Source organism: Loktanella sp. S4079 (assembly GCF_000967725.1).
GTDB lineage: Bacteria > Pseudomonadota > Alphaproteobacteria > Rhodobacterales > Rhodobacteraceae > Yoonia.
In genome coordinates, this window is record NZ_JXYE01000003.1 from 430,832 (window position 1) to 444,697 (window position 13,866).

General features: G+C 54.8%; 11 protein-coding genes. 6 read left to right on the forward strand and 5 right to left on the reverse strand.

Annotated elements, in window-relative coordinates:
- Positions 1–47 precede the first annotated feature (47 nt).
- Complete coding sequence (dnaJ, locus tag TW80_RS11395; protein ID WP_045997506.1) at positions 48–1,193, forward strand: molecular chaperone DnaJ; 1,146 nt, start codon at positions 48–50, stop codon at positions 1,191–1,193.
- Between the two features lie 71 nt (positions 1,194–1,264).
- The gene (radC, locus tag TW80_RS11400) at positions 1,265–2,029 is read left to right on the forward strand and encodes a RadC family protein (RefSeq protein ID WP_045997507.1); all 765 of its coding nucleotides are present in this window, start codon (positions 1,265–1,267) and stop codon (positions 2,027–2,029) included.
- Here the strand turns inward: radC and TW80_RS17680 are convergent.
- The gene (locus TW80_RS17680) at positions 2,026–3,012 is read right to left on the reverse strand and encodes a hypothetical protein (protein WP_204218494.1); all 987 of its coding nucleotides are present in this window, start codon (positions 3,010–3,012) and stop codon (positions 2,026–2,028) included. The two genes, radC and TW80_RS17680, sit on opposite strands and share 4 nt — an antisense overlap.
- 68 nt (positions 3,013–3,080) lie before the next feature.
- Positions 3,081–5,756 carry a preprotein translocase subunit SecA gene (gene secA / locus TW80_RS11410; protein WP_045997508.1) on the reverse strand — a complete coding sequence of 892 codons (2,676 nt, stop codon included), beginning with the start codon at positions 5,754–5,756 and terminating at the stop codon, positions 3,081–3,083.
- Positions 5,757–5,939: 183 nt separating this feature from the next.
- Here secA and TW80_RS11415 point away from each other — a divergent pair, with 183 nt between their 5' ends.
- The 4 genes from TW80_RS11415 to TW80_RS11430 all read left to right on the forward strand — a co-directional run bounded on the left by TW80_RS11415 (position 5,940) and on the right by TW80_RS11430 (position 8,844).
- Entirely contained in the window at positions 5,940–6,785 is an 846-nt protein-coding gene (locus TW80_RS11415) for a peptidylprolyl isomerase (protein WP_045997509.1), read from the forward strand.
- A 4-nt stretch (positions 6,786–6,789) separates the two neighbouring features.
- Positions 6,790–8,004, forward strand: coding sequence for a bifunctional glutamate N-acetyltransferase/amino-acid acetyltransferase ArgJ (argJ, locus tag TW80_RS11420; protein WP_045997510.1), 1,215 nt, complete (start codon positions 6,790–6,792; stop codon positions 8,002–8,004).
- On the forward strand, positions 8,001–8,399 hold the full coding sequence (mutT, locus tag TW80_RS11425) for an 8-oxo-dGTP diphosphatase MutT (RefSeq protein WP_045997511.1): 399 nt from the start codon (positions 8,001–8,003) through the stop codon (positions 8,397–8,399). The genes argJ and mutT overlap by 4 nt, the downstream gene beginning before the upstream one ends.
- 157 nt (positions 8,400–8,556) lie before the next feature.
- Positions 8,557–8,844, forward strand: coding sequence for a hypothetical protein (locus tag TW80_RS11430; protein ID WP_045997512.1), 288 nt, complete (start codon positions 8,557–8,559; stop codon positions 8,842–8,844).
- A gap of 7 nt (positions 8,845–8,851) precedes the next feature.
- On the opposite strand, the gene TW80_RS11435 is transcribed toward TW80_RS11430, so the two are convergent.
- From TW80_RS11435 to TW80_RS11445, 3 genes are all read right to left on the reverse strand, one after another.
- Positions 8,852–10,582: a hypothetical protein gene (locus TW80_RS11435; RefSeq protein WP_157033252.1), complete on the reverse strand. Its 1,731-nt coding sequence runs from the start codon at positions 10,580–10,582 to the stop codon at positions 8,852–8,854.
- 138 nt (positions 10,583–10,720) lie between these two features.
- Positions 10,721–13,210, reverse strand: coding sequence for a translation initiation factor IF-2 (gene infB, locus TW80_RS11440; protein WP_045997514.1), 2,490 nt, complete (start codon positions 13,208–13,210; stop codon positions 10,721–10,723).
- On the reverse strand, positions 13,207–13,842 hold the full coding sequence (locus tag TW80_RS11445; protein ID WP_045997515.1) for an RNA-binding protein: 636 nt from the start codon (positions 13,840–13,842) through the stop codon (positions 13,207–13,209). Before TW80_RS11445 ends, infB begins: the two co-directional genes overlap by 4 nt.
- Positions 13,843–13,866 lie beyond the last annotated feature (24 nt).

Sequence of the window (13,866 nt, forward strand, 5' to 3'; positions counted from 1 at the left end):
GCCCGCACCGGGTCGGTCCTTTCCGTTCCCAAGGGGGAAGATTTATCATGGCAAAACGTGACTATTATGAAGTGCTTGGCATCAACAAAGGTGCTGACGCTGCTGCCATCAAAAAGGCCTATCGCCAAAAGGCCAAAGAACTACACCCAGACCGCAATGCTGACGATCCAACAGCCGAAGCTAAGTTCAAAGAAGCGAACGAAGCCTACGAAGTTCTGAAGGACGACAACAAGAAAGCCGCCTATGACCGTTATGGGCATGCTGCGTTCGAAAACGGCATGGGTGGCGGTGGCCAGCGTCCCGGTGGGCATGGCGACTTTGGCAGTGCATTCTCGGATGTATTCGACGATCTGTTCGGCGATTTCATGGGTGGTGGACGCGGTGGCGGTGCCCGACGTGGCGGCGCGCAACGCGGTAATGACCTGCGCTATAACCTGCGGATTAACCTCGAAGACGCCTATGCTGGACTGAAAAAGACGATCACGGTTCCAACTGCTGTTGGCTGTGATGCCTGCAACGGTACTGGTGCCGAAGGTGGGTCTGAACCTCAGACATGTCCAACATGTGCTGGCATGGGCAAGGTCCGCGCGCAGCAGGGTTTCTTTACGGTTGAACGCACATGCCCGACATGTTCAGGCATGGGTCAGACGATCAAGAACCCATGCAAATCATGCCATGGCCAAGGTCGCACCGAGAAAGAAAAATCGCTTTCGGTCAACATCCCAGCTGGCGTCGAAACTGGCACACGTATTCGCCTAGCTGGCGAAGGCGAAGCGGGCATGCGCGGTGGACCGACAGGTGATCTCTATATCTTTATCGAGGTCAACGACCACGCATTGTTCGAACGCGAGGCCAGCAACCTGTTCTGTCGGGTTCCTGTATCCATGGCGACTGCTGCTCTTGGTGGTGAGATCGAGGTTCCAACCATCGACGGTGGCCGCAGCCGGGTAAAAGTACCCGAAGGGTCCCAATCGGGTCGCCAAATGCGTTTGCGTGGCAAGGGTATGCCTGCACTGCGCGGCGGTGGATCAGGCGATATGTTCATCGAACTCGCAGTGGAAACACCTGTCAAACTGACCGCCCGCCAGCGCGAACTCTTGAAAGAATTTGACGAATTGAGCGAAGACAACAACCCGCAAGGGTCGAGCTTCTTTAAGTCAGTCAAAAGCTTTTGGGATTCGATGAAAGGCTAAGCTTTTGGCCCCGGACAGGTTGCTGGGGCCAAATTCACACATCATTAACGGGTTTTGGCAAAGATTGAGGTATGTCCCATTTTGCCGAATCTCGCTCTCTTTTCACTGATGTTGATGAAGTCGTCGATGTACGCCCACTGCCAACGGGTCGCACGCCGTCTTATATGCGCGATCACCGCAAACGATTGCGCGACCGGTTTCTGACTGGCGGGGCGACGGCGGTTCCCGACTATGAGCTGCTAGAGCTTATCCTATTTCGCGCAATCCCTAGGCAAGACGTCAAACCGCTCGCGCATGAACTTATCAAAGTATTTGGCGACTTTAATCGGGTGCTTTCTGCGCCCATCAGTCAGCTACAAAAGGTCAAAGGTGTTGGTGATGCCGTTGCGCTGGAAATCAAGATCGTAGAAGCAGCCGCACATCGTCTTGCACGTGCCAAGGTGATCAAACGTCATGTGGTATCGAGCTGGGACGCCCTCTTAAATTACTGCCACACGACAATGGCACATCGTGATACGGAACAGTTTCGTATTCTGTTCCTCGACACCAAAAACACAGTGATCGCGGATGAAGAACAGGCCAAAGGCACGGTTGATCACGTACCCGTCTACCCGCGCGAGGTGGTAAAACGCGCATTGGAACTTAACGCCGCTGCGCTGATCCTTGTCCACAATCACCCCTCGGGCGATCCGACCCCGTCAAACGCAGACATTGAGATGACCAACAAAATCAATCGCGCCGCCTCTGCGCTGGGAATTACTGTGCACGACCATCTGATTATAGGAAAATCCTGCGAGGTTAGTTTTCGCGCCGAAGGCCTGCTTACCGACGATTAACGAACCTCACTCACATATCCGGCAAGCGCGTCATCCATCACAATATATTGCCCCGCGCGGGCGCAATCTGGTGCAGTGATTGACATCACTTCGGGTTGGGACATCTGCCCCGCGATCACATGAATTAATTCGACAGCTAGTTCACGACCGCAATTCTTCTCTGTGACCATCACACCAACCGGCATTTTAACCTGCATGTCAGCGCGCACGATCCGAGAGGGATAGGTATAAACTTCGGCCTGAAAAGGCGTTTCAGCGTTCGCGAGGCCATAGCGCGCCATGAAACCATGCTGTCCAAGGACCGCAAAATTCGCGGTATGCACAGATCCCGACCAGATGTGACCTGTCTCGCCAAACTCCGCGTCATCTTCGAGCGCATGCAACTGTAGGTTCACATCCCCGCGCCATTGCAAGATCGTGCGGTCGTATTGCGCTGCATCGCCCAAATTCGCAGTCGCGCGCGCTTGTTCCATATTGTCGAATAGAACCGCAATATCGGCATCAGCCGTTAGAACGGGAATGCTCACGCGCGCATAACCATCGCGATCGGTCCGCCCGCTAAAGCGCACTTCATCTTGAGCGATAACAAACTCGGTACGGCGATGGCAGGGGGCGGATATCTCGGCGGTGACAATTGCAGCGGGTGCAGGGGCAACCTGCATGGCAACCCGGCAGGGATCATCAATGACCGGTGTCGAGATGATGGTCGCCATTTGTGGTGCGATTTCTTCGGTGTATTGATCTGCGATATGCGCCAAGACATAGACACCCGTTTCATGCTCTGCCAGTTCATGAGGGTTTGTTGAAACACCAAAAATTGACTGTGCACGGGTGCCCGTAACGACCGTCACGGCGCGCGGCACTGTTGTTGTTCGGGCATCTGTGTCTTGATTTGAGGCAGAATCGAATTGCACAAGAAATCCCAATCCCAAAGCGACAGCAAATGTCGCCAGGACGGTCTTTATCGTGCTCATTCGCAACATGTAGGAATCCGCGTTAACTCACTTTGCCTTGACGATAGCAGTACAAGGCAAAGTGATTAAGCGATAATTCAAGCAAGTCGGCCGTGGCAGTGTTTGAACTTTTTGCCAGACCCACAGGGGCAATCATCATTGCGCGATGGGTTTCCCCAAGTCGATGGATCGGATTCGTTAAATCCGGTGATCTTGGGGCCACCAGCCGCACGTTGCGCCGCCGCCTGCTGCTGTTGCAGCGCCTGCGCCACCATCGCTTCTTGCTCTTCTTTGGTGAGCGGACGAATACGCGCCAATTGTTTGGTCACATCCGCACGTAACCCATCAAGCAGGCTTTCGAACAATTGGAACCCTTCTGTTTTGTATTCGTTCAGTGGGTCACGCTGTGCGTAGCCACGGAAACCAACAACCGACCGCAGGTGGTTCAACGTCAGAAGATGCTCGCGCCACTTGCCGTCGATCGTTTGCAAGAGCAGCTGTTTTTCGACACGGCGCATCGTTTCAGGACCAAAGGCGTCCGCCTTTTCGGTCATGAATTTATCCGAGGCTTCCTCGAGCCGTTCGATGATGTCACCGTCATCGACACCTTCTTCGGCGGCCCATTCAGCAACCGGCAGCTCGAGCCCCAATTGATCCTTAACCGCAGCGGTCAGACCTTCGGTATCCCATTGATCTGCATAGCTTTTGGGTGGGATATAGTCAGTCACCAAGTCGTCGATCACTTGATCACGCATATCTTTGACGATTTCAGAAAGATCGTTCGCTTCCATGATGTCGCGGCGCTGTGAGAAAATCACTTTACGCTGCTCATTCATTACGTCGTCGTATTTCAGCAACTGTTTACGCGTGTCAAAGTTGCGTGCTTCGACCTTTGCCTGCGCACGTTCCAGTGACTTGTTGACCCATGGGTGAACGATGGCTTCGCCTTCTTTCATACCCAAACCAGACAATACCTTGTCCAACCGTTCAGAGCCGAAAATCCGCATCAAATCATCTTCGAGCGAAAGAAAGAACACAGAACGTCCCGGATCACCTTGACGACCAGAGCGGCCGCGCAGCTGGTTGTCGATCCGACGGCTTTCGTGGCGTTCCGTAGCAAGCACAAAGAGACCGCCAGCGTCTTTCACAGCTTGCTCTGCGGCGTCATGCTCGGCCTCGATCTTTGCGCGAATTTCGGATTGGTCGCCATCGGGATTAGCAGCGATTGCTTCCATAATCTTAAATTCGACGTTGCCGCCCAGTTTAATGTCTGTACCGCGACCAGCCATGTTCGTCGCAATTGTCACAGCGTTCAGTTTGCCTGCATCTGCAACGATCTCGGCTTCTTTTTCGTGCTGACGGGCGTTTAGCACGTTGAACGTGATGCCTTCGTTCTGGAGCAACTGCGCGAGATATTCAGATTTTTCGATAGACGTCGTCCCAACCAAGATTGGCTGACCCGTTTGGTGCGCCTCTTTGATTTCTTTGACGACACCTTCAAATTTCTCTTTGGCGGTGCGGTAAACTTGGTCGTGTTCATCAACACGCGCGATCGGCCGATTGGTTGGGACCTCGACAACACCCAGCCCGTAGATTTCCATGAATTCTTCGGCTTCGGTTGTCGCTGTACCGGTCATACCGCCCAGCTTGTTATAAAGACGGAAGTAGTTCTGGAACGTCACAGACGCAAGCGTCACATTCTCGGGTTTGATCGCGACGCCTTCTTTGGCTTCGATAGCTTGGTGAAGCCCATCGGACAATCGACGACCATCCATCATACGTCCGGTAAATTCGTCGATCAGAACCACTTGATCGTTACGCACGATGTAGTTGTCATCTTTGACGAACAGTTTGTGCGCTTTCAAAGCTTGGTTAACGTGGTGCACCAACGTCGAGCTTTCTGGATCATACAGCGTCTGACCCTCGGGGATCAGACCAAGTTCAGCGAGACGCGTTTCAAGAAAGTCATTGCCTTCGTCCGTAAAGGTGGCCTGCTTTGTCTTTTCATCCAAGACAAAATGCTCGTCTTGAATTTCTGGGATCAGTTTGTTGATGGTTTCGTACAGATCGCTACGATCCTCAGCCGGGCCTGAAATAATCAGCGGCGTCCGCGCTTCGTCGATCAAGATGCTGTCGACCTCATCCACAATCGCAAAGTTGTGTTCGCGCTGCGACATCTGATCCAGCTCGGATTTCATGTTGTCGCGCAGATAATCAAAACCCAATTCGTTGTTTGTCGAATAGGTCACGTCGCAGGCATAGGCTGCTTTCTTGTCGGCCTCGGATTGGTTGGGCACAACGACACCTGTGGTCAACCCAAGGGCACCGTAGACGCGGCTCATCCATTCGGCGTCGCGGCTGGCCAGGTAATCATTGACCGTAACAATGTGCACACCTTTGCCCGTCAGAGCATTCAGATAGGCCGGGAACGTCGCAACCAGCGTCTTACCTTCGCCGGTCTTCATCTCGGAAATGTTACCTTGATGCAGGAAAATCCCGCCCATCAGCTGCGTATCGAACGCCCGCAACCCTAATGCGCGCTTGGCAGCCTCGCGACAGTTGGCGAATGCCTCGGGCAATAGCGCATCTAGGCTTTCACCTCCCATGGCCCGCTTTGCAAGGCTTTCGGTCTTTGCTTTGATGTCCTCATCGGACAGTTTTTCAAATTCAGGCTCTAGCGCATTGATCTTAGCGATCAGGGGGCGGATAGCTTTGACTTTGCGGTCGTTCGGTGTGCCAAACACCTTTTTGGCAATCGTTCCGATACCCAGCATGTTCTCTCCGGCGGCGCAACTGCGCCTGTCTGACATCAATTTGAGACGAGGTCGCTTGTCGGCCCGTGATAGGCCACATACAAAGGGCCGAGACCAGCCCCGTCGAGGCATCTTAGGGATGTAAGGGGCCGGATATGCAGTGTCAACGCCGCGCACCAGCGTGGGTCATTAAGGGATCATTTTATGCTGAAACATGTTACATTTTTGGGTGCATCTGCACTGACATTTACTTTGGCCAGCGCGGGCTTTGCCCAAGAGGACGTAACGATTGATACTGTGATCGCCAGCGTCGGAGATACGCAGATCACATTGGGAGAGCTATTGATCGCCCGTACAGAACTGCCACAGCAATACGCAACGCTGCCGGACGAGATGCTTTTCGAAGGTTTGATCGACCAGTTGATCCAGCAACAGCTTCTTGCTGATGCAGCCGAAGAAGCCCCAGCGCGGGTGACTTACGCCCTAAAGAACCAGGAACGCACGCTTTTGGCAGGCGAAGTTATCACCGGTATTGCGGAAACCTCTGTGACGCCAGAAATGATCGAGGCGGCGTATAACGAACGCTTTGCCGATGCCGAGGATGTCCCTGAATTTCACGCAGCGCATTTGCTGACGGAAACACAAGAAGAAGCAACAGCAGCCAAAGCGCGGATCGACGAAGGCGAAGCGTTTGCTGACGTTGCGCGTGATGTTTCGACAGGCCCAACAGGCCCAAATGGCGGTGACTTGGGTTGGTTTGGTCCCGGCGCAATGGTGCCCGAATTCGAAGAAGCCGTTGCTGCGCTTGAAATCGGTGGCGTTACCGAACCATTTGAAACACAGTTCGGTTGGCATGTCGCAACATTGCTTGAGCAACGCGTTCAGGCGCTTCCGACGCTCGAAGAAATGACCCCACAGATCACTGGGGAATTGCAAGAGGCAGCAATTACCGCCTATCTGGAAGAACTGGCAGAGGGCCAGGACGTTGTAAAACCAGAGGCGGATGCATTTGATCCCACGATCATCAGCCGCTTCGATTTGCTGGACTAAACACATGGCTGTTTCACCACTTGCGCCTGAACGGTTTCCGGAACTTCCGGAAATCGCAGGTGTCACATTTGCTTCTGCCGCTGCGGGCGTGCGCTATGCAGGCCGCACTGACGTAATGCTGGCGTGTCTTACACCCGGAACCGCGATTGCCGGGGTCTTTACGCGATCCGCAACGCGCTCGGCAAACGTGCTTGATTGTCAGGCAAAGTTGGGCAGCAAGCCTGATGGCGCCGCCGCGATTATCGTCAACTCTGGTAATTCCAATGCCTTCACTGGCAGTCATGGCGACAATAGCGTGTCGGCAATTTGCACCGCTGTGGCCAAGGCGATGAATATCGACGCAAACCGCGTCTTTACATCGTCAACTGGGGTTATCGGTGAACGGCTTCCACACGATCGGATTGTCGCCAAGATTAATGATCTGATTGCAAATCAAAGCCCCGGCGAGATCGAAGAAGCTGCAAAAGCGATTATGACAACTGACACCTTTCCCAAAGGATGCAGCGCGACGGTCACGATTGACGGAAAGCCAGTTAAAATCGCAGGCATTGCGAAAGGTTCGGGGATGATTGCCCCGGATATGGCCACGATGCTGGTCTATATCTTTACGGATGCCCAGATTAGCCAAGCTGATCTGCAGGCCATCATCAGCAAGCAGAACGACAAAACGTTCAACTGCATCACCGTTGATAGCGATACTTCCACCTCGGATAGTCTAATTGCGGCGGCGACGGGTGCATCTGGCGTCGATGTGACCAATAACGCTGAATTTGCGGACGCAATGCATGATCTGATGCTCGATCTTGCGCATCAGGTCGTGCGTGACGGCGAAGGCGCGACAAAATTTGTAACCGTTGATGTAACCGGGGCCGCAGATGCGGTCGACGCGCGCAAGGTTGCGATGGCTATCGCGAATTCACCTTTGGTCAAAACGGCCGTAGCTGGCGAAGACGCGAACTGGGGTCGCGTTGTCATGGCTGTTGGTAAATCAGGCGCAAAAGCTGACAGAGATCGTCTAACAATCAAGTTTGGCGATATCACGGTGGCTGAAAACGGTTGGGTTTCTCCAGATTACACCGAAGAGGCAGGCAGCACCTACATGAAAAACCAAGAGCTGACGATTGCCGTTGATCTTGGGCTTGGCGACGGTCAATCGACTGTTTGGACCTGTGATCTGACCCACGGTTACATCGACATCAACGCGGATTACAGATCGTGAAGACGGTTCTGGTATCCGCAGTTGCGCTGATTGATCCTGACGGGCGTGTGTTGCTTGCACAGCGCCCCGAGGGCAAATCTATGGCCGGGCTTTGGGAATTTCCGGGCGGAAAAATCGAGCAAGGTGAAACGCCAGAGGCGGCTTTGATCCGTGAGCTACACGAGGAACTGGGGATTGATACCTGGGCATCGTGTCTGGCGCCGCTCACATTCGCGAGCCATTCCTACGAGAATTTCCACCTGCTCATGCCACTATTTGCCTGCCGCAAGTGGGAAGGCACACCGCAAGCGCGCGAAGGGCAAACCTTGAAATGGGTACGTCCAAATGAATTGCGCGACTACCCAATGCCAGCCGCGGATGTTCCCCTGATCCCGATCTTGCGTGATTGGCTATAAAAAATCCTAAGTACATGCAAAAAGGGCGGCCCATTGCCAGCCCTTTGCAGTAAATGATGCAAGTGCCGCCAGTCCTCACTGGCGGCACTTTTTTGTTTCCGGTTTCGCGTTGCTGGACCGATGTCCTCTCCGACGACGACAACGACAAGGAGAGAAGATGTCAGACCCCTTCGAAACTGTGGCCAAGAAGGTCATTGCCCGCTTGGCCCAAGAAAATCCGGGCCACAACGAGGTCGATCACGACACCATTCAACCGGAATTCCAGGAGACCTTTCCGGAGGCTGCCGGCATTCTGCGCGAGCAGATGATATCGAAGACGCTCGAGACCATTGAGCAGCTGGTCCCCGAGAAGCACTGCGATGCGTTCCTTTACGCATCGGGGCGCAGCCGCCTTACAAAATGTGTGTTCCCAGTGATCTGGCCGCACACGGCCGACCTGATCTGATCCAGATCTACCCGAAAAACTCACTCGCCCGCATCTTCCCGCGGGCGAGCCCGAGCTTCATTGCAGGTGTCTCCTTGGACTTGGATGAACCCATCCAGTTGTGGGCGAAGCGGTAGATCTCGACCACCTTCACCATCGTTTCAGGGTTGTAGAGGTAGTGCCTGTCCCAGGCCCGTCCGTTGCCGCTGGGTGTATGCGCCGGTCGGGCAGCAAAACGGATGTTGGACCGCACTTTGTGGAAGTAGGCATCGACGCTGCGCAGCGTTGCGAGACGCATCAATCTTGCACGCCGATCTGGCTCCATATCAACTCGGTCGGTGAGAATCCGGATGCGCCTGTGGGGTTCGCTTTTGGTGTGGAAAGGCCAAGCGAATGGCGCGCCGAGAAGATGATCCTGCAACATCCCCTCGATAGCGATATCCGTCAGTTCGAGTTGGTCGCGCAACTTCAGTGAGGGCCATTGCGATCGGGCGTTTCCATTCGCAAGTTCCAAGGAAGCCTTTCCGTCGCCAACGAGCATGTTTCTCTGGTCATTGGACTGATGTTTATCGAACTGGACGACGATGACATCCGCGGAAGCTTCCTTGATGCGCTTCGCAAAGGCGGCGACAAAGGACAGTGCCAGCCCGGAGTCGGCGTCCAGGACGAAGACGAACCGCTCATCGCCTTTGCCAAGGAAATGGCCGAGGAGGAAGGCGTGAGCCAGCTGCATCACGTCTTGCCGCAGAAGCGAGCCGCGGTGAGGGAGTTGGAGATCCACGTCTACGTCAGGCGCCTCGGACGGGTGGATCTGGGCGCCTTGAGTGATCTTGTCGAGATAGGTCTTGAACTCGGTTTCCGACCAGACCCGCGCCTGTCTCCGGAACGCTCGTGGCAGCCCAAAGTGGCCTGCGGCCGTCATTGCAGCCTCGATATCCGGCAGGTCGATAGCGGGATCGAGCCCGAGATGCGCTGCCATTATGTATCCGGTGTTGGCGTGTGCCGTGCAGAGATGCTGAACGGCGATCTGGGCCCGGGTCTTTTTGTTCGGCCAGTTGAGGTGCAACGTCTGGGAGTCCGTCGCGAAGCGCCGCCCCACCTTTTCCCAGTTCACACTCTGGAAGGACCCCTCGCGGCGCGCCGTGTGATCCACGACGCGATCATAGATGAAGTCGATCTTGCGATACACGTCGCGCGGGCAGAGACCGGTGAAGTCACTGATCTTCGAGATCGGCATCCCATTCATGATCATCCAGAGCACGTCCCGGTTCGCATTGCTGCGATGCTGCCGCCTGATCCGAGATCCGAGCGAAAAGGATGTCAGGCAGGCCTTGCATTTCCATCGTTGCGCGCCCTTGGCCGTGCGGCCAGACTTTCGATATAGGTCTGGATGCTGCGATAGGGGTTTGTCTCGGTTCTCGCAGGTTTTCCCAGGGCAGCAATCGCGCGGACGCTCTTCCTGAAACCGCCTGCGAAGCCGACGATACTCATCGACAACGACGCTGTTATTCTTGATGATGGAAGACTGTCCGCATGCGCCGCAGGTGAAGGTCTTTTCATCGCCAGAGCCGATGACCTTTCCTCGCGGGAAGTTCGGTTTGACATTTCCCTTCGGACGGCCTTGTCTCTTGAAGGGGTCGGGAGGTTCCGCGAACAGATCGCGTTGCGGATTCCGGCAGAAGTTTACGTCGATCCCGTGCTTCGGGAACGGCAGCCTGCGTTGGGACGCTGGCGGAGAAATAATCGCGGGTGCGAGCACGAATCCTCCCTCGGAAAATACCACATGTGGTGGCTATCGAGGGAAAGGTTGGCCAAAATCTGGCCAACCATAGTTTTTTCCGAATTTTCTGCACCATTTACTGCAAAGGGCTGGGGCCCATTGGACCGCCCTTTTTTCTTATAGCTCGCGTTCGACTTCTTCGCGTTCGAAAATCTCGATCACGTCATCTGGGCGAATATCGTCGTAGTTCTCAAACGCCATACCGCATTCTTGACCAGACTGAACTTCGGCAACTTCGTCTTTGAAACGTTTCAGCGTTTTCAGCGTACCTTCGTGGATCACGACGTTGTCACGCAGCAGGCGTACACCTGCGGAACGACGCGCAACACCTTCGGTGACGATACAACCGGCAACCTTACCAACATTCGAGACCTTAAAGACCTCTTTGATCGATGCGTAACCGATGAAGTTCTCGCGAATTTCAGCAGAGAGCAGGCCAGACGCCGCCTTCTTAACATCATCAACCAAGTCATAGATGACCGAGTAATAGCGAATTTCGATACCTTTTTGGTTCGCTGTGTTCCGGGCAGAGGCGTTTGCACGCACGTTAAAGCCAAGAACCGGCGCGCCTGACGCCTCAGCCAGACCAATATCGGTTTCTGTGATCGCACCAACACCAGAGTGAAGCACGCGAACGCGGACTTCTTCGTTGCCGATTTTTTCCATCGCTTGGACGATCGCCTCGGCAGAACCTTGAACGTCAGCCTTAACAACAATTGGCAATTCGCTAACGTTTTCGTCTGCTTTTGCATTCGCCATCAATTGTTCAAGCGTTGTAGCAGCACCGGCAGCGGCACGTTTCTCTTTGGCCAGTTTTTCACGGTATTCCGCGATTTCACGGGCCTGAGCGTCTGTTTCAACAACGTTCAGCACATCGCCTGCTTCTGGCGTACCGTTCAGACCAAGCACCTCAACCGGCACGGATGGGCCAGCTTCTTTGACGCGCTCGCCTTTGTCGTTGATCAGCGCGCGGACCTTACCGTGCTGCTCACCCACAACAAAGATATCACCCTGACGCAGCGTACCATGTTGAACCAGAACGGTTGCAACTGGACCACGGCCAACGTCAAGCTGGGCCTCGATCACCGCACCTTCAGCAGCGCGATCAGGGTTCGCTTTCAGTTCTAGAATCTCAGCTTGCAGCGCAATCGCCTCGAGCAAATCATCCAGACCCTGGCCTGTTGTCGCAGAAACTTCGACGTCTTGAACGTCACCGGACAGCTTTTCAACGATCACTTCGTGCTGCAAAAGATCAGTGCGCACTTTGTCAGCGTTGGCTTCTGGTTTGTCGATCTTGTTGATCGCAACAATCATCGGTACCTTTGCCGCTTTGGCGTGGTTAATCGCCTCAACGGTTTGTGGCATCACCGCGTCATCCGCAGCAACCACAAGCACAACAATATCAGTAACTTGCGCACCGCGTGAACGCATCGACGTGAACGCCGCGTGGCCAGGTGTATCCAAGAAGGACAGCACAGATCCGCTATCGGTTTTCACCTGATAGGCACCGATGTGCTGCGTGATCCCGCCTGCTTCGCCAGCAACAACTTTGGCGTTGCGGATCGCATCCAGCAAAGAAGTCTTACCATGGTCAACGTGGCCCATGATCGTGATGATCGGCGGACGTGATTTCAGATCTTTTGGATCATCTTCGACCTTTGTAATCACATCTTCAACGTCAGCGTCAGAAACGCGGACAACAGTGTGACCGAATTCTTCGATGATCAGTTCCGCAGTATCAGCGTCGATTGTTTGGTTTTGCGTCGCCATGATGCCGTTTGTCATCAGGGCTTTGACCACATCTGCGACACGCTCTGTCATCCGGTTTGCAAGCTCAGAAACGGTGATCGCTTCTGGCAAAGCAACTTCGCGGAAGACCTTCTCACGCTCAACCGAACCACCCATTGCCTTGGCACGGGCACGGTCCTGCTTGCGTTTCATCGCAGCCATTGAACGCTGACGGCCACCTTCACGGCCTGCCATCGCGTCGTTCAGCGTCAGTTTACCGGAACGACGACCGTCATCACCACGGCCCGGCTTGGATTTATTGGCCTTTTCACGTGGTTCACGCTCTGCCTTGCGCGACGCAGAAGATGGACGCGCAGCTGTCGCTGCTGCGCGCGGTTCTTCTGCCGCTGCTGGTGCTGCGGCTGCCGCAGCGGCGGCTTTTTGTTTTGCCTTGGCAGCTTCTGCGCGTTTACGCTCTTCTTCTTCGGCTTTCGCTTTCGCGCGCTCTTCGCGGGCGCGATCTTCGGCTTCTTTTGCTTCAATCTCTGCGCGGCGTGCTTCACGCTCGGCGGCGCGTGCCTTTTCCTCGGCTTCGCGCTTCGCTTGCTCTTCGGCTTCGCGTGCTTTCGCCAGCGCCAACGCCTTCATCCGGCGTTCGAGTTCAACATCCGAGATGCCAGCAGGACGCTTTGAAGGGTCACCACCAATTGGGCCGGAACCGCCAGTTGGCTTTGCCGCGCCCGGCTTTGGAACCATAACGCGTTTACGTTTGGTTTCCACCACAACGTTCTTGGTCCGCCCATGGCTAAAACTTTGCTTCACGTTGCTTGGACGCGAACCACCGAGACCGAGTGTTTTTTTACCGTCGTTATCGCTCATTTAGCTTCTATATCCTTCCCGGAGGCCGCATCGCCACCGTCCACTTCGCGCAATCCACGTAACTTTGTGGCTTCGTCTACAACACGATTGCTGAGTCCGCCAGTCGCAAGCGCGCCATGTATCACACTTTGCCGCCCAAAAGCCAAACCCAATTCTTCGGCTGTAAAACAACCGAAATAGCGGGCACCTTCGGGCGTCCATAATTTCGTCTTGCCGCGTTCGGACCCATCAGAGGCCTGAACCAAGACACGGACCTGCTCACCACCGGCAAGCCAACCCTTTACCTTTTCAAATCCACAGACCGCACGACCCGCTTTGCGTGCCATTGCGATCAAATCCAGCGCATGACGCGCAAGCTGACGCTCGACCTCTTCGACAAGCCCCTCGGGCACCTTCACCGCCTGCTTTGCAGAGCGCGAAAACTGCCCCTTGGTCGCCGCATCCAAGGCCTTGCGGGTCGCTGAGACATACATGCCACGGCCCGGCAATTTGCCCAGAACGTCAGGGAAAACCTGATTATCGGGCCCCACAACAAAGCGGATCAACCCAGATTTCGGCTGAGCCTCTCCTGTGACGATGCATTTTCGAGATGCTTCGTCGTCTCTTACTTTGTTGTGGCCACCACGCGCCATAGGTAATCCCCTCAAAAGGCCTAA